At 47.6% G+C, this 16,642-nt stretch carries 15 protein-coding genes; 7 read left to right on the top strand and 8 right to left on the bottom strand.

The features are described from left to right. The 6 genes from GOL65_RS20500 to GOL65_RS20475 form a co-directional block, all read right to left on the bottom strand. Positions 1 to 486 carry a HyaD/HybD family hydrogenase maturation endopeptidase gene (locus GOL65_RS20500; RefSeq protein ID WP_130593078.1) on the bottom strand — a complete coding sequence of 162 codons (486 nt, stop codon included), beginning with the start codon at positions 484 to 486 and terminating at the stop codon, positions 1 to 3. Next, entirely contained in the window at positions 486 to 2,189 is a 1,704-nt protein-coding gene (hybC, locus tag GOL65_RS20495) for a hydrogenase 2 large subunit (RefSeq protein ID WP_140921430.1), read from the bottom strand. Before hybC ends, GOL65_RS20500 begins: the two co-directional genes overlap by 1 nt. Then, entirely contained in the window at positions 2,186 to 3,367 is a 1,182-nt protein-coding gene (gene hybB, locus GOL65_RS20490) for a Ni/Fe-hydrogenase cytochrome b subunit (RefSeq protein WP_130593080.1), read from the bottom strand. The genes hybC and hybB overlap by 4 nt, the downstream gene beginning before the upstream one ends. Next, positions 3,351 to 4,340, bottom strand: coding sequence for a hydrogenase 2 operon protein HybA (gene hybA / locus GOL65_RS20485; protein WP_140921429.1), 990 nt, complete (start codon positions 4,338 to 4,340; stop codon positions 3,351 to 3,353). The genes hybB and hybA overlap by 17 nt, the downstream gene beginning before the upstream one ends. Positions 4,341 to 4,342: 2 nt before the next feature. After that, positions 4,343 to 5,461 (bottom strand): hydrogenase 2 small subunit, encoded by a 1,119-nt coding sequence (gene hybO, locus GOL65_RS20480; RefSeq protein ID WP_140921428.1) that lies wholly within the window; start codon positions 5,459 to 5,461, stop codon positions 4,343 to 4,345. Positions 5,462 to 5,842: 381 nt separating this feature from the next. Continuing rightward, the gene (locus tag GOL65_RS20475; RefSeq protein ID WP_140921427.1) at positions 5,843 to 6,892 is read right to left on the bottom strand and encodes a LacI family DNA-binding transcriptional regulator; all 1,050 of its coding nucleotides are present in this window, start codon (positions 6,890 to 6,892) and stop codon (positions 5,843 to 5,845) included. A gap of 332 nt (positions 6,893 to 7,224) precedes the next feature. Between GOL65_RS20475 and purB the strand changes: the two genes are divergently transcribed. From purB to frdD, 6 genes are all read left to right on the top strand, one after another. Next, positions 7,225 to 8,577 carry an adenylosuccinate lyase gene (purB, locus tag GOL65_RS20470; RefSeq protein ID WP_140921426.1) on the top strand — a complete coding sequence of 451 codons (1,353 nt, stop codon included), beginning with the start codon at positions 7,225 to 7,227 and terminating at the stop codon, positions 8,575 to 8,577. A gap of 176 nt (positions 8,578 to 8,753) precedes the next feature. Beyond that, a complete protein-coding gene (locus GOL65_RS20465) occupies positions 8,754 to 10,157 on the top strand; it encodes an anion permease (RefSeq protein ID WP_140921425.1) in 1,404 nt (467 codons plus the stop codon). 230 nt (positions 10,158 to 10,387) lie between these two features. After that, a complete protein-coding gene (gene frdA / locus GOL65_RS20460; protein WP_140921525.1) occupies positions 10,388 to 12,196 on the top strand; it encodes a fumarate reductase (quinol) flavoprotein subunit in 1,809 nt (602 codons plus the stop codon). Next, the gene (locus tag GOL65_RS20455) at positions 12,189 to 12,923 is read left to right on the top strand and encodes a succinate dehydrogenase/fumarate reductase iron-sulfur subunit (protein WP_140921526.1); all 735 of its coding nucleotides are present in this window, start codon (positions 12,189 to 12,191) and stop codon (positions 12,921 to 12,923) included. The genes frdA and GOL65_RS20455 overlap by 8 nt, the downstream gene beginning before the upstream one ends. Positions 12,924 to 12,941: 18 nt before the next feature. Next, the gene (frdC, locus tag GOL65_RS20450) at positions 12,942 to 13,331 is read left to right on the top strand and encodes a fumarate reductase subunit FrdC (RefSeq protein WP_140921527.1); all 390 of its coding nucleotides are present in this window, start codon (positions 12,942 to 12,944) and stop codon (positions 13,329 to 13,331) included. 13 nt (positions 13,332 to 13,344) lie between these two features. Continuing rightward, positions 13,345 to 13,701 (top strand): fumarate reductase subunit FrdD, encoded by a 357-nt coding sequence (gene frdD / locus GOL65_RS20445; protein ID WP_179038312.1) that lies wholly within the window; start codon positions 13,345 to 13,347, stop codon positions 13,699 to 13,701. A 229-nt stretch (positions 13,702 to 13,930) separates the two neighbouring features. On the opposite strand, the gene GOL65_RS20440 is transcribed toward frdD, so the two are convergent. Next, positions 13,931 to 14,251, bottom strand: coding sequence for a hypothetical protein (locus GOL65_RS20440; RefSeq protein ID WP_179038517.1), 321 nt, complete (start codon positions 14,249 to 14,251; stop codon positions 13,931 to 13,933). Between the two features lie 723 nt (positions 14,252 to 14,974). On the opposite strand from GOL65_RS20440, the gene GOL65_RS20435 reads away from it, so the two are divergent. Then, the gene (locus GOL65_RS20435) at positions 14,975 to 15,589 is read left to right on the top strand and encodes a trimeric intracellular cation channel family protein (protein WP_179038556.1); all 615 of its coding nucleotides are present in this window, start codon (positions 14,975 to 14,977) and stop codon (positions 15,587 to 15,589) included. A 50-nt stretch (positions 15,590 to 15,639) separates the two neighbouring features. Here the strand turns inward: GOL65_RS20435 and rbsR are convergent, their stop codons facing one another. Beyond that, a complete protein-coding gene (rbsR, locus tag GOL65_RS20430; RefSeq protein ID WP_140921245.1) occupies positions 15,640 to 16,641 on the bottom strand; it encodes a ribose operon transcriptional repressor RbsR in 1,002 nt (333 codons plus the stop codon). Between the last annotated feature and the right edge of the window lies 1 nt (position 16,642).

Here is a 16,642-nt window from a genome sequence, read left to right as displayed (position 1 = left end):
TTATTTCTCCTTGGGTAAAACTTCTACACCAGATGAGCGCAAGGCCGCTATCACCTCTTGTAACGCTGGTTCAACCATGGCTTCAACCGTTGCGGTCATACCAATATGCGGTTCCAGAGATTCAGGAATAACGCCAACCAGAGTCAGCTTACCGGGGAATTCCCCGGTAAAACGGAGGGCCGACAGAACGTCGGCCAAACCTAACTGATGCGGAGAGATCTTATTAGTAAACAGCGTTGGCACTTCTTCATCACGCAAAATCATAATGGTGCCCGGCGTACGCTTTTTGGAAACGATAGCATCAGCAATGATCAGATGATCGCGGTTTGCCATCGCTTCCAACAGTTCCATTCCGGCGGTTCCGCCATCCAGAACTTCTACGTAGTCGGGCAGGACGTAGTTTTGCTCCAGTGCTTCAACAACACGTACGCCTATCGCTTCGTCGGTTAAAAGAACATTACCAACGCCTAAAACTAATATCCGCATTAAAGAACCTTAACTTTTGTGACTTCATTACCATCCGCATCAACCACGTGTACCGCACAAGCCATGCATGGGTCGAAGGAGTGAATGGTACGTACAACTTCTAACGGTTTCGCCGGATCGGCAATCGGAGTACCTACCAGTGACTGCTCATATGGCCCTACGTCATCATTGAAGTTACGTGGACCGGAGTTCCAGGTGGATGGAACCACTGCCTGATAGTTCTCGATTTTACCATCTTTGATGACGATCCAGTGGGATAACATACCGCGTGAAACTTCCGCAAAACCTACACCCTTAATAGTGCCGGTTGTTGGAATATTTGGCTTCACATAGGCAACATGGTCCCCTTTGCCGATGTTTTCAATCAGTGATTTATACTGATTTTGTAACAAATCTTGCAGGGTACAGGCGTGTACAGTACGGCCAACAATACGTCCCAGTGTTGAATGTAGCTGAGCGACTTCAATGGTTTTACCGGTTAATGCGGTATAAATGCCCACGATATCATTCAGATGCTTCTTGGTTGGTTCATGGTTAGCAGCCAGTTTACACAGCATATTGGCTAATGGACCCACTTCAGTCGTTTTACCGTAGAAGGTTGGTGACTTAACCCATGAGTATTTGCCGTTCTCATCCCAGGTGCTGTAGTTAGGAATAGTCGTACCTTCCCACGGCGCCTGCGGCTCTTCATCTTTATACCATGCGTGCTTAGCGCTTTCCTGGATACCTTTAATCAGAAACTCATCTGATTGAGAGGTAATCGGACGATAAGTAGATAAATCACCGTCAGCGATATAACCACCAGGGAATACGAAACTACCGTTTTTGCTATCGGTAGGGAATTCAGGGGTGCTCAGATAGTTAACGGCCCCTTTGCCCAATTCCAGCCATTCCGGATAGAATGCAGCAATCACAGCCGTATCCACTTTGTACACTTGCTGAACGAAGTCGTTTAAACGATCAATGAAAGACTTGATATACATCAGGCGCTCAAGGTTCAACACACCTAAGCCATCCAGATTGATCGGGTTAGCTACCCCGCCTACAGCCAGGTTTTGAATATGAGGTGTTTTACCACCCAGTAATGCCACCACACGGTTAGCATCACGCTGACAATCAAGAGCCTGCAGATAGTGAGCAACAGCAATCAGGTTCACCTCTGGCGGTAATTTCATCGCCGGGTGTCCCCAGTAACCGTTAGCAAAAATGCCCAATTGACCACTGGCTACCAGATCTTTAATTTTGTTCTGAACCTTAGTGAACTCTTCCTCACTATTCAGGTGCCAGTTGGAAACACCTTTCAACAAGGCCGCTGCTTTAGCAGGATCGGCTTGTAGTGCAGAAGTAATGTCCACCCAGTCTAACGCTGAAAGCTGATAGAAGTGCACGATATGGTCATGCGTCATGTGCGCGGCCAGTATCAGGTTACGAATGTATTGTGCGTTTACCGGGATATCCAGATTCAATGCGCTCTCAACAGAACGAACTGATGCAATAGCATGAGTGGTGGTACAAACGCCACAGATACGTTGCATAATCATCCATGCATCACGCGGATCGTGCCCTTTTACGATCTCCTCCATGCCACGCCACATAGTACCTGACGCCCACGCTTTGGAGACCTTTCCGTTTTCAATTTCGCAATCAATGCGTAAGTGACCTTCGATACGAGTTACCGGGTCAATAGTGATACGTTGGCTCATGCTTTACTAGCCTCTTGATTCTTATGAAGATTTTTTAAAGAAGGAATAATCGGCAGTAGACGAATCAACAAGATATAGGCACATATCTCGATACTCACAAAGCCAATTGAAATTAACAGTTCTTCCCAGGTTGGGAAATAGTGGTAGCCACCACCTGGGTTAAACGCCACCAGGGAGTAAGACATACGCCACATAGCGCAACCCAACAGCATACTGACGGCACCGATAAACAGCATACGAGAATCGTTAGCCCATTTACGGAAACGGAAGACCACCAGCGGGAATAGCAGCAGTGCGATTTCAATCCAGAACATCAGTGCATAGAAGTCACCGGCAAAGATATAGGACAGCTTATCTCGGTAAACCAGTTCACCAAAACGCAATACCAGGAAGAGCAGCAGGAATACGCTAATGATACCCATCAGCTTCCTGAACATATCTTTCTCATCCTGCCCTTTACCCCTCAGCCCCGCCTGCACCAGCGATCCTTCGAATATCACTATTGAGAATCCCATAATGAACGCAGTCAGCAATGAGTAAAGCGGTAGCATTTCATAGCTTTGCCAAATTGGGTGGACTTTATGGCCCGCAGCAATCATCAGAGAACCCATTGATGATTGGTGCATGGTTGGCAGTAATGCACCCAGCGCAATAATAAAGAACATCGCTTTATTCAGGCGCTTCAGAGAAACTTTCCATCCCATACGCTCAAACAGTGCTGGAGCGAACTCTAATGCCATGACGCCAATATAGATGGTCATACATACCGCCGTTTCAAACAGCACCGAGTTCACGTTGAAATAACCCGGAATGTAGAAATACGGTAAGTTCCAGTAACGGCCTACGTCGATGGTAATCGACAGACCACCCAGAGAGTAACCAAACAGGCTGGCCAACAGCGCAGGACGAACCAGAGGATGGTATTCGCCTTTATTAAAGACATATACTGCCCAGGCTAACGCCCAACCACCACAGGCAAAACCGGTGCCGATTAACAGGTCAAAAGCGATCCAGATACCCCACGGATAACCGCCGTTCAGATCGGATACTGAGCCCAGACCAAAGACTAAACGCTTAACCACAAAAATTAAGCACAGCACAACCAACGGTCCGAATACGATAATCGGCCAGCTGACAAGTTTGCCGCCCAGCGGCGTTGGCTTATGATGTGTGCTCATTATCATCTCCTTCTTCGTGATGGTCGTTTTTAGTATTACGACGAACCAACACGGTTAAGCCCGCTAAAACGGCCAGCGGCAACATCATGCCTTTATAAACCGTATGCTGAATATTTTCAGAACGTGCGCCGGTAGAGAGCTCTGCAACTTCTGGTAAATCAAGGTTTTTAAAAGGAACACCAGTCAGCACTAATACCTGAGTACCACCGCCCTCTTTTTCACCATAGAGATGAGGATAGTAATTCGGAACCGTATGAATATAAGGATCGTTACTGGTTAACGTTTGACGAGGATAGTGATACTCATCACCCGCTTTCAACGCCAGACGCTTCTTGGCTTCCGCCATCAGTTCTTCACGCGTCCCAAAAATCACGGCACCAGCAGGACAGACTTCCACACAGCCCGGTAAACCACCTTTATCCAGACGCTCAACACCTTTCTGATTACACAGCTCACATTTATGTAACTCACCAAACGGGTTGTTATAGTCATACTTAGGAATGTTATATGGGCAACCCACCATGCAGTAACGACAGCCGGTACAGATATCAGCGTCGTAGTGAACGATGCCGGTCTTTGGATCTTTCTTCAGCGCAGATACCGGACAAACTGAAACGCAGTTTGGATCAACACAGTGCATACACTGCTTCTTGATATAGGCGTAACCGTCTACTTCCTGATCTTTATGTTCGCCAGTACCACTACTCCACACCTGAATGATGTTGTTGGTATAAGGGGACAGCTTATCGTTGTTTGACCAGGTTTGATTGCCAATAGGATTACGCTGTGGATGGTTAATGTCCTGACACTTTGTCACACAAGCCTGACAGCCCACGCAAAGTGTTGAGTCATATAACATCCCCAGAGAACCCGGAATAGGTGGTTTATTCTCAGCAGCCGCAAGGGCGGTAGACGTACCACCCACCAGCAGCGCACCACCTGAAGCTATTTTAAGGAAATTGCGTCTATTCACGGTTATTCTCCCCGTGAGTCAGTATCGTCTTTCTTTTGCTGACGTCCAAGTTCACGAACCGCCATCACGCTTACCCCGGCAACCAGACCAGCTATACCGCCAATCAGGCCAACAGCCGTTGGTGAAACACTTCCACCTTCCCGGTTATCAACATCTGGCTTCGCATAACGCGGCGTTGGGTTTTCAACGCTGGCCAGTTGGTGGATACCTTTATGGAAGCCAACCCCTTCTTCGTTACAGCCATAGCAAGGGTGACCAATAGCAACAGGCCATACACCACCAACGTCACAGAATTGTAGCGTTGAGCAGTTACCGTAAGTCTCAGGGCCTTTACAGCCTAAATGGTATAAACACCAACCTTCACGGTGGCCATCATCACCAAACTCTTTCGCAAAGCGACCAGCATCGAAATGTGGACGACGTTCGCAGTGTTCGTGAATCAAACGACCATAAACAAAGGTAGGGCGGTTTTTAGCGTCCAGTTTAGGCGCTTTACCGAAAGTAATAATGTGAGCAACGGTTGCCAGGAAGTTATGTGGATTTGGTGGGCAACCAGGAATATTAATTACCGTTTTACCAGGAAGAATTTCCTGCAGGCCAACAGCGCCGGTCGGGTTAACACCCGCAGCCGCTACACCACCCCATGCCGCACATGAACCAATCGCGATAATCGCCGCAGCATGTTCAGCCGCTTTACGAATATGATCGATAATTGGTTCACCCGCCACCATACAGTAGATGCCGTTATCTTTTAATGGGATCGAACCATCAACGACCAGTACATACTGCCCTTTGTATTTCTCAATGGCATTGTGCTTGTTTTCTTCAACCTGATGACCGAAAGCAGCAGAAAGCACTTCATGGTACTCAAGTGAAATGGTTTCCAGTATCAGGTTCTCAACGGTTGGGTGAGTCGCACGCAGCAACGATTCCGTACATCCCGTACACTCTTGCGCCCCGATCCAGATAACCGGCGGACGTTGAGGGTTACTAACCGATTCCGCAATTTCAGCTGCTGCATTTGCGCTCAGGCCCATAGTGGCAGCCAGCGCAGTACACAGCTTCATAAAATCACGGCGATTAATACCGTGGGAAGGAAGAAGAGGGTTGTCTTCTATCATTATAATTATTCCTTTACGGTGACTAACGACATTGTTCATTTATACGAATTTAGTGGACAAATGTTAGGCCTATGAAACAAACCTCGTTTGATCTTTATCAAACACCATGGAACATAGGTCCAATTTTTCATTGATATGTGACTAAAAACGATTCAGCAAATGCATGCCATGAACATAAAATTAACAATGAATTAATAATTGGTAACATTAGCTTATTTTATATAACCATATTTGATTATACTCAGGACGATATTCAAAATTTTTGATATTGATCAGGAGGGGTCAGAATAGGAAAAAACAATAAGTAACAAAATATAAATATACTTTAAAATCAATTAAATAATTAATTTACAAATAGGAATCATTTCACAAATAATAATATTACCTGATACGCGAAGAATCTCTGATAATCAATGATACCGGTAGGGTTGTTATTATTTCATTGTCACCTAAATTGTGTTTATTTTGATGTGGTAAATCTATTTTAGATAATAATTTATGTGCCGCATATTGTCCCATTTCACGACGGGGAATAGCCACTGTAGATAGAGAAATATTCAAACTCTCTAATAAATCAATATCAGAAAAACCAACCACTGAAATATCTTCAGGCACCCTTAAGTTATTATTATGGCAATAATTCAACACCCCTAAAGCAGTTTCATCATTCACGACAAATAATGACAGCGGTAATGAATAATATTTCAAAATTTCCGACATAATTTCATAGCCATCTTCAGCACGTAATCGTTCAACATAAAACACGCTACGCTGTGCATCAAACTCAGGATCTGCCGCTGCCATTGCCTGGCAATAGCCCTGATATCGCTCCTGAATACCCGACTTAGCCTGCACCGGTCCGGCAATATGTAATACAGGTCGGTCTTTCAGCGACAGCAAATGCTCCGTTGCCATTCTGGCGCCGACAATGTTATCCGCCACTACCGCCGGAAAATGCTGTTCCAACGAGTGACTGATTAACACCAGAGGGATATTAAAGCGGGAAGTCATCTCTGTCAGATGGGAAATCTCTTTGGAACAGGGAAGTACAATCAACCCATCCACACCAAGCTGAGCCAGTTTTCTTACCTGCTTTTGCTCCTGCTCCAAATCGTCCCAGGTTTGAGATACCCAGTAAGAAAAATCGATCTTATTGGTTACATCTTCCAGACCCATAAAAAAGTCATGGAAAAATGGGTTATTGAAATAGTTAATCACCACACCAAATGAGCGTGTGTGGCTACCGCGTAAAGAACGCGCCCCGGCATTCGGCACATAACCTAATTCCGCCGCGACTCTTTTAATCTCTTCCCGACGGCTATCAGTCAACGCCCCCCGATTATTTAAGGCCATTGAAACAGCGGTAGCCGATACTCCGACAATCTTTGCTATGTCTTTTACCGTAATTCGACTGCTACGCTTTTCGCTCATGTCCAACCTTTAACAAACATCAATATTTAACCGGGAAAACAGTATACGGAATTACGCTAGCCGCTTCACCCATCACAGGTATAATTTAGTCATTTTACAACACATTGTTTTATAACATTAAAAATTTTTATTTGTAACTCAGCTCACAAACCACAATTTTTGTATGGAAATAATTTACGCACAAGTTTAACGTTAAAGTGAATTTAACAAACTACTCAGGAACAGGTATCTCAGCGGTGGCTTAAACCCTATAAGCCAGCTTCAAAAATGCTGATGGCCCACTTCCTGATTATTTTTCCCTTTTTAGTTTAACGTTAAACTGGAGATGTAACATGAACTCTACTGTTATCGATAGTCAGGTTTTTGGCCCTCTTTTCAGCACTCAAGAAATGCGCACTATTTTTAGCGATAAGAATCTGGTTCAGAAATGGCTGGATACTGAAGCAGCACTGGCAAAAGCCGAAGGCACGCTGGGAATCATTCCACAGGAAGCCATGAAAGAAATTTGCAGTAAAGCCAATGCCGATTTGCTGGATATCCCTTCCATTGGTGAATTCTATAAAAGCTCTATCACTATCGTTCCGTTGCTAAAAGCGTTTAAAAACGTACTGGATAATAACGCCGGGGAATTCGTGCACTGGGGAGCTACCAGCCAGGATATCGTGGATACCGGCCTGGTTCTGCAAATTCGTGAGGCCCATGCGGTACTGCTAAAAAAAGTGCAACAGTGTGAATCGGCCTGCTATGTACTGGCGGAAAAATATAAGCATGTGGTGATGGCAGGTCGCACCCACGTACAACATGCACTTCCAATTACTATGGGCTTTAAAGCCGCTGTGTGGGCATCAGAGTTCTCTCGTCACGTTACTCGTCTGAACGAGATCACGCCACGTCTGTTTGTCGGTCAATTCTCCGGCGCAGTAGGCACTTTAGCCTCTTTAGAAACTGAGGGGCTCAAAGTACAAGAATTAATGATGAAAGAGCTAAAACTAAACGCGCCAGATATTGCATGGCACTCAGCACGAGACAATATTGCCGAATTTATCAACGTACTGGCGCTAGTTGCCGGCACAATCGGTAAAGTTACCCGTGAAGTTCTCACTTTACAACGTACTGAGATTGGCGAACTGGAAGAGCCGTTCTTTATGGGCAAAGTTGGCAGCAGCACCATGCCACATAAGCGCAACCCACAAGTTTGTGAAAACGTCATCGCCCTGACCCGCAGCGTACGCGCTCTGGCACCATTAGCGGTTGAAGCTATGAACTGTGAAAACGAACGTGACTGGAGCTGTGAAATTGCCGAATGGGATTTCGTACAGAGAGCCTGTCACCTGCTGGATGCCGCATTAGAGAAAAGCGTAGATATTCTGGAAAACTTGATGGTTTATCCGGAAAAAATGGAGAAAAACCTTAGCTGCCTGAAAGGTTTGATGCTGTCAGAGTCAGTGATGATGCATCTGGGCGCTAAAATGGGCCGCTTAACTGCCCACGAAATTGTCTACACCATCTGTATGGATGCCTTCGAAAAAGACATCGCCATGCAGGATGCCCTGCTCGCCCATCCTGAAGTCATGCAGCACTTCACTACTGATGAGATCAAACAAATGCTGAACCCACATAACTACATCGGACTTGCAACCACCTTTGTTGACCGCGTGTTGGCTAAACGTCCGGCAGTGAAGTAATGCATGGCAACAAAAGCTAATTGCGGCTTCTGTCATTGGTACCCGATATCAATGACTGTACAAAAATAACAATAAATGGGGTGGTTATTATTGCGCCAGCAAAGAGATAAAAATAAAGAAAGCTCAAACAATTATTTTATCTGCCCGGCCAGTAATACCCCCTGCATGGAGGTCATATGTCCAATAATTTAATAAAAGGGCTGGTGACGATTCTGATTGGGATAGCTATCTGGTTTATTCCGGTACCAGAAGGGTTAACACCTCAGGCGTGGCATCTGTTTGCCTTAATGGTTGCCATCATCATCGGATTCATTCTGCAACCCGTGCCTGTTGGCGCGGTTGCCTTTATCGGTATCACAGCGATTGTACTAACCGACACGTTAAAGCTCTCTGAAGCCTTATCAGGCTTTAGCTCTGGCGCCATTTGGCTAATTGTGGCTGCGTTTCTGTTTGCCAGAGGATTTATCAAAACCGGATTGGGTCGCCGTATTGCCTATATGATCCTCAGAGCCATCGGTGACAGCACTTTAAAAGTGGGCTACGCACTGGCATTAAGCGATCTGATTCTGGCACCAGCAACACCATCCAGCGCCGCTCGTGCCGGGGGAATCATCTTTCCAATAGCCCGTAGTCTTGCTTCTGCGCTGGATTCTGAACCCGGACCAACCAGTCGTAAAGCCGGTGCTTATTTCTTACAGGTTATTTATCAAACTGAATCTGTCGTTTGCGCTATGTTCCTGACCGCCATGGCAGGTAACCCAATGATCGTAGAGCTGGCCGCTAAAACCATCGGCGTAGAAATCACCTGGGGGACCTGGGCTCTGGCAGCCTGCGTACCGGGAATGATTGCCTTTATTACCATTCCATGGCTGATGTACCTCGTCTATCCACCAGAATTGAAGAAGATCCCACAGGCAAAAATAATAGCCAGTGAAGAGCTTAAAAAGATGGGCGCCATCACCACTCACGAAAAAATTCTGGCAGCGGTTTTCTTAATATCCCTCTTTCTATGGTGTACTTCTGGCTGGAATGGTTTAAGCGCCACAACGGTAGCCATGCTGGCAGTTTCTTTTCTGCTAATGACACAGGTACTAACCTGGGACAATGTGATCAAAGAAACCGGTGCCTGGGACACCTTAATCTGGATGGGCAGTCTGGTGGGGCTGGCGGCACAGCTATCAGCAAAAGGCTTTATTCCCTGGTTTGCCGATGCTGCCAGCCATTCTATGAGCGGCTATTCATGGATCATGACGCTATTTTTACTGGTCATCATCTATATGTATTCGCACTACGCTTTCGCCAGCCTGACTGCGCACATTTCCGCAATGTATGCGGCATTTATTGCCGTGGCGGTTGCCGCTGGTGCACCACCTTATCTTGTAGCATTAGCACTCGCTTTTACGGCTAATATCTGTTTGCCAATAACACACTATAGCGGAGCACCAGGTCCTATCTACTATGGTGCCGGATATGTTGACCTTAGCACCTGGTGGAAAATAGGATTTTTGTTCTCGGTAGTAAATTTAATTATCTGGATCGGGGTGGGATCAATGTGGTGGAAAGTATTAGGTTTATGGTAACTACCTAAATATCCCATTGGAAATTAAATCAATAAAAATAATAAAGCACATACTTAATATGGCAAATGCACAAATATTTTGTCACTCATACAACAAAAGAGTGATGCAAATGCCATATTAAGCTCGCCAGCTCGGCTATAATATGCCGGTTCATATAATTAATCTGTTGCTACACACACAATAAGAAAACTTTAACCCATCCACTAAACTGGAACATTTGGAGGAATGCAGTGCAAACCTTTAACGCAGACATTGCTATCATCGGAGCAGGTGGTGGCGGTCTTCGTGCAGCCATTGCCGCTGCCGAAGCGAATCCCAACAGTACCATTGCGCTGATTTCTAAAGTCTACCCCATGCGCAGCCACACCGTGGCCGCCGAAGGCGGGTCCGCTGCCGTTATCAAGCCCGAAGACAGCTTCGAGTCCCACTTCCATGATACCGTCGCCGGCGGTGACTGGCTCTGTGAACAGGACGTCGTTCAGTACTTCGTCGAAAACAGCCCCCGCGAAATGGTGCAGATGGAACAGTGGGGATGCCCCTGGAGCCGTAAAGAAGACGGCTCCGTCAACGTCCGTCGCTTCGGCGGCATGAAAGTTGAGCGTACCTGGTTTGCCGCCGATAAAACCGGCTTCCATATGCTTCACACCCTTTTCCAGACCTCACTCAAGTATCCTAACATCAAGCGCTTTGATGAACACTTCGTTCTCGACCTGCTGTCTGACGAAGGTCATGTCCGCGGTTTAGTCGCCATGAACATGATGGAAGGCTCCCTGATTCAAATCCGTGCCAATGCCGTGGTCATGGCCACCGGCGGCGCAGGACGCGTTTACCGTTACAACACCAACGGCGGTATCGTCACCGGTGACGGTATGGGCATGGCATTCCGTCATGGCGTTCCGTTACGTGATATGGAATTTGTTCAGTATCACCCGACCGGTCTGCCGGGCTCCGGTATCCTGATGACCGAAGGGTGTCGTGGTGAAGGCGGTATTCTGGTCAACAAAGACGGTTACCGTTATCTGCAGGATTACGGCATGGGTCCTGAGACCCCGCTGGGCAAACCTGAAAACAAATACATGGAGCTGGGTCCGCGTGACAAAGTCTCCCAGGCTTTCTGGCACGAATGGCGCGCCGGTCGTACCATTCCTTCTCCGCGCGGCGATGTGGTCTATCTGGACCTGCGTCACCTGGGTGAGAAGAAACTGCTTGAGCGTCTGCCGTTCATCTGTGAACTGTCCAAAGCCTATGTTGGCGTGGACCCGGTGAAAGAGCCTATTCCGGTTCGTCCTACCGCGCACTACACCATGGGTGGGATTGAAACCAACCAGCAGTGTGAAACCCGTCTGGCGGGTCTGTTTGCCGTGGGCGAATGTTCCTCTGTCGGTATGCATGGTGCTAACCGTCTGGGCTCCAACTCCCTGGCTGAGCTGGTGGTATTCGGTCGCGTGGCCGGTGAGCATGCCATTGAGCGTGCCAAATCTGCCGCGCCGGCTAACGGCAGCGCGCTGGATGCCCAGGTGGCGGATATCGAAGGCCGTCTGCATGCCCTGCTTAAGCAGGAAGGCACCGAGAACTGGTCGAAAATCCGTGATGAGATGGGCCTGAGCATGGAAGAAGGTTGTGGTATCTACCGTACCGAAGAACTGATGCAGAAGACCGTCGACAAGATTGCTGAGTTGAAAGACCGCTTCAAGCGCGTCAGCATTACTGACCGCACCAGCGTGTTCAATACTGACCTGCTGTACACCATTGAGCTGGGTCATGGTCTGGATGTGGCTGACTGTATGGCTCACTCTGCGCTGTTACGTCGTGAATCCCGTGGCGCGCATCAGCGTCTGGATGACGGCTGTACCGAGCGTGATGATGTGAACTTCCTGAAACATTCACTGGCGTTCTACAGCCCGGACAGCACCACGCCGCGCATTGAGTACAGTGATGTGAAAATTACCACCCTCCCGCCGGCCAAACGTGTATACGGTGCCGAGGCGGAAGCCCAGGCTAAAGAAGAGGCATTAAAGAAGGAGCAGGCGAATGTCTGAGATGAAAACCCTCAAAGTTGAAGTCATGCGCTATAACCCGGAGCGCGACAGTGAACCCCACTTCGAGGCGTATGATGTGCCTTATGATGCGTCCACTTCATTGCTGGATGCGCTGGGCTATATTAAGGACAACCTGGCTCCGGACCTGTCTTACCGCTGGTCCTGCCGGATGGCGATTTGTGGCTCATGCGGCATGATGGTGAACAAGGTGCCTAAACTGGCCTGTAAAACCTTCCTGCGTGATTACACGGACGGTATTAAGGTGGAAGCGCTGGGTAACTTCCCGATTGAGCGCGACCTGGTGGTGGACATGACTCACTTTATTGAGAGTCTGGAAGCCATTAAGCCTTATATCATTAATGACAGTCTGAAGCCGGAGAACGGTCCGACCATTCAGATGCCGGCACAGATGGAGAAATACCATCAGTTTTCCGGTTGTATCAACTGCGGTCTGTGTTATGCCGCCTGTCCTCAGTTTGGTCTGAACCCGGAGTTTATTGGTCCGGCGGTGATTACGCTGGGACACCGTTACAACCTGGATACACGTGATAAGGGTAAAGCGGCCCGTATGCCACAGCTTAACGGCAAGAATGGCGTATGGAGTTGTACCTTTGTCGGTTACTGTTCTGAAGTCTGTCCGAAACACGTTGACCCGGCTGCGGCTATTCAGCAGGGTAAAGTGGAGAGTTCGAAAGACTTTATGATTGCCATGCTGAAACCTCAATAAAGGGAGAGGGATACTATTATGATGACCAAACGTAAACCCTATGTCCGCGAGGTGAAAGCTGACTGGTGGAAGCGACTCGGGTTTTATAAGTTTTACATGTTCCGTGAGAGTACGGCGGTGCCTGCCGTGTGGTTCAGTCTGGTGCTGATATACGGTGTGTTTGCGCTGGGCAGTGCAGAGAGCTGGTATGGTTTTGTGGGCTTTTTAGCCAACCCGGTGGTGATGGTAATAAATATCATCACGCTGATAATGGCGCTGGTTCATACCAAGACCTGGTTTGACCTTGCACCGAAGGCGGCGAACATTGTGGTAGGCACAGAGAAGCTGAGTGCGAAGCCGATTGTGATGTTCTTCTGGGGCGTAACGATTGTGGCGAGCCTGATAATTCTGGCCGTGGCACTGATTTAAGGAGTCGACTGACATGATTGAACAAAATCCGAAGCGCTCTGACGAGCCGGTATTCTGGGGCCTGTTTGGTGCGGGCGGTATGTGGGGAGCGATTATTGCGCCGGTGATTATTTTACTGGTGGCGATTATTCTTCCGATGGGCTGGGCACCGGAGGCGCTGAGTTACCCGCGTATTCTGGCGTTCTGTCAGGGATTTATTGGCCGTGTATTTTTGCTGCTGATGATAATCCTGCCGATATGGTGTGGTTTACACCGTATGCACCATATGACCCATGACCTGAAGTGGCATGTGCCTGCGGGCAAGCTGGTATTTTACGGTCTGGCGAGTGCGCTGAGTGTGATTGCGGTGATTGGGGTGTTTATGCTGTAAGCAGCATGCCCGATGATGTGATTGCATCAGATATTAAGACGTAAGGAAGCGCCCCGTTGGGGCGCTTTTTGTATATGGGGATGGGAGTTTTAGTTTTTAAATCAGCGACTGTGGATATTCCGGCCGTAATAGCTAAGTGCTTATATAACCTGATGTGTACGGCCGGAAGGGCCTTATACTTAGCTTTGGAGTGCATCGGGCCTAGATTCCCTAGGGGCCCTTCGTTGGCTTACGCCAAGTCGACCCCAACGGAAATCTCTCCCTCTGATTGGCTTTGTTGAAAAGCAAAAACCAAGATCAGAATTAAAAAGTAACAGCCAACAGCCAACAGCCAACAGCCAACAGCCAACAGCCAACAGCCAACAGCCAACAGCCAACAGCCAACAGCCAACAGCCAACAGCCAACAGCCAACAGCCAACAGCCAACAGCCAACAGCCAACAGCCAACAGCCAACAGCCAACAGCCAACAGCCAACAGCCAACAGCCAACAGCCAACAGCCAACAGCCAACAGCCAACAGCCAACAGCCAACAGCCAGAAAATGGGACAAAAACCTATTTCACTAATAAAGTCATTTATTAACTGATTTTCTAATCAACTTAATGATGATTCTCTGATATTCAAACCAGACCGAAATCCCCATATTCAGGGGGCCCCCCCTGAATACTAACCCATCCCCTGACCTTAGGGAGCACTGGAATTCAGCTGACGACTGAGAGAGGCCAGCACGACCAACAGGGATGTTGGTCGAGGCACTGCTTCGCCGGGAGCGAATCAGTGCCGGTGCGTTAAGGCCGAACGAAAGAGGAAGGAAGTCGCGTAGCGACCTGGATTCGTGTGCGAAGGCGCGGAGGTGCAGGAGGCGTTCGCCTTAACGCCTCCTGCTCGGCCGCCGCACAATAGCTCAGTCATACACTTCGCTATTTGCGGATGAAACCTGCTCAAAACTCAATAAATACAGGTACGTAAACCTGATTGAAGGCCGGAGGTGCATAGGGCATCCACCTTAATGCCCTATGCTCGGCCGCCGCACAACAATTGAGTCAGACTCAACACCATTAGCGGACGAAACCTGCTCAAAACTCAATAAGTACGGAGTACATAGAATTAAGTGAGGACACAGACGAAATACACTCTGTACCAAACATCTTACTTCCCAACACAACAAAAGCCAGCACTTTACCCCAAAATAAAATCAACAAAGCAGCTGAAAACCCCATTAAAATCTGAAATAATAAGCATACCAACCCACCCAATAACCAAAATAAGAAGCATCATGCTTTTCTATCTATACATCATCGGTATCACCGCAGAATCAATGACAGGAGCGCTCGCTGCGGGTAGAAGTAAAATGGATATTTTTGGCGTTATCATTATCTCTGCCGTCACCGCTATTGGTGGTGGAACCGTGCGGGATATTATTTTAGGTCACTATCCCTTAGGTTGGGTGGCTCATCCGGAATATGTGTTGATTGTTGCTGCCGCATCGGTAATGACCGTCGCTACCTCACGCATTATGATCTACCTGAGAAAATTCTTTCTGGTGTTAGATGCCGTAGGTTTGGTGGTGTTCTCTATCATTGGTGCTCAGGTTGCTATGAGCATGAACCTGCCAGTTCTGATAGCGGGCATTGCCGGATTAATTACCGGGGTGTTTGGCGGTGTATTGCGGGACATCTTCTGCAACCGTATCCCGTTAGTCTTTCAAAAAGAGCTGTATGCCAGTGTCTCTTTTGCTTCAGCCATGTTGTATATCGGGCTGATTCATCTGAATATTATGGCGGATATTGCAGTCATCGCTACGCTGATTTTTGGTTTTATCTTCAGAATGTTAGCCATCTGGTTCAAGATCGGTTTGCCGGTTTTCAGCTATCAGATTGATGAGTAACGATGGTATCAACCAATACCGTTATATTGCGAAAAACGGTATTGGTTGACTTAACATGAGTCAACAGAATCGCGTTCTACTAATTCCGGAGTTAGCTCAAGAGTACGGGGTTCGGTGATTTGCTTTTCTAAACGTTGCAGTAATGTGTCGATGGCCAGCTTTCCCAATGCATCGGTTGGCTGATGAATTGTAGTCAGTGGCGGTGACATAAACTTTGCCAGTTCAATATCATCGTAGCCAATAACCGCAATATCTTGCCCCACCTTTAATCCAGCCTGATTTATTGCCAGATAAACACCAACTGCCATTGCATCATTGCAGGTAAAAATAGCTTTTGGTGGCTCAGGCAGCGTTAGTAGCTGCTGCATTGCCTCAAGACCACCGGAAAATTCAAAATTACTAAATATCTGATAGGATTCTGGCGCAATCAATCCAGCATTTTCCATCGCCTGCTGATAACCCTGTAAACGACGACGAGCCTGAGTGTTATCTTGTGGTCCGGTAATGCAGGCAATACGATGATAGCCTCGGGAGATAAGATACTCTGTCGCCAGTTTGCCACCGATCAATGAGTTATCCTGAATAGTATCGCAAACGCCGTTAAACGGTGCCCAGTCCATCATCACCACGGGTAAATTAGGATAATGACAAAACAGCACTTCGGAAATCGGGTTTCGGTCATTGCACATCAAAATCAGACCATCAACCCGACGCTGTAACAGGGTTTCCAGACTACTTCCCATTCGTTCAGTATTACCTTCGGTGTTACACAATATCAGGCTGTAGCCACGCTCATAGCAGCTCTCTTCTACTCCCCTGACCACTTCCGCATAGAACGGGTTATTACTGGAGGTCAGGAGCATACCGATAGTGCGTGTCTCTTTAGCCTTCAGGCTACGAGCCACCGCCGAAGGTGAGTAATTAAGTTCAGCAACAGCAGAAAGAATCTTATCCCTGACGGGCTGGCTCACGAAACGATTATTATTAATCACATGAGACACCGTTGAGGTTGAGACTCCCGCCAGACGGGCTACATCTTTCATCGTTGCCAAA

Source organism: Limnobaculum xujianqingii, assembly GCF_013394855.1.
Lineage (GTDB): Bacteria > Pseudomonadota > Gammaproteobacteria > Enterobacterales > Enterobacteriaceae > Limnobaculum > Limnobaculum xujianqingii.
Note: the sequence above shows the minus strand (reverse complement) of the source record. Positions and strands in the feature narration are given on the sequence as shown.

Excerpts from the sequence above, each read along its gene's own strand:
- frdD (WP_179038312.1), top strand. The coding sequence starts at position 13,345 with ATGATTGAACAAAATCCGAAGCGCTCTGACGAGCCGGTATTCTGGGGC.
- hybO (WP_140921428.1), bottom strand. The coding sequence starts at position 5,461 with ATGATAGAAGACAACCCTCTTCTTCCTTCCCACGGTATTAATCGCCGT.
- GOL65_RS20455 (WP_140921526.1), top strand. The coding sequence starts at position 12,189 with ATGTCTGAGATGAAAACCCTCAAAGTTGAAGTCATGCGCTATAACCCG.
- GOL65_RS20475 (WP_140921427.1), bottom strand. The coding sequence starts at position 6,892 with ATGAGCGAAAAGCGTAGCAGTCGAATTACGGTAAAAGACATAGCAAAG.
- hybB (WP_130593080.1), bottom strand. The coding sequence starts at position 3,367 with ATGAGCACACATCATAAGCCAACGCCGCTGGGCGGCAAACTTGTCAGC.
- purB (WP_140921426.1), top strand. The coding sequence starts at position 7,225 with ATGAACTCTACTGTTATCGATAGTCAGGTTTTTGGCCCTCTTTTCAGC.
- GOL65_RS20465 (WP_140921425.1), top strand. The coding sequence starts at position 8,754 with ATGTCCAATAATTTAATAAAAGGGCTGGTGACGATTCTGATTGGGATA.
- frdC (WP_140921527.1), top strand. The coding sequence starts at position 12,942 with ATGATGACCAAACGTAAACCCTATGTCCGCGAGGTGAAAGCTGACTGG.
- hybC (WP_140921430.1), bottom strand. The coding sequence starts at position 2,189 with ATGAGCCAACGTATCACTATTGACCCGGTAACTCGTATCGAAGGTCAC.
- GOL65_RS20500 (WP_130593078.1), bottom strand. The coding sequence starts at position 486 with ATGCGGATATTAGTTTTAGGCGTTGGTAATGTTCTTTTAACCGACGAA.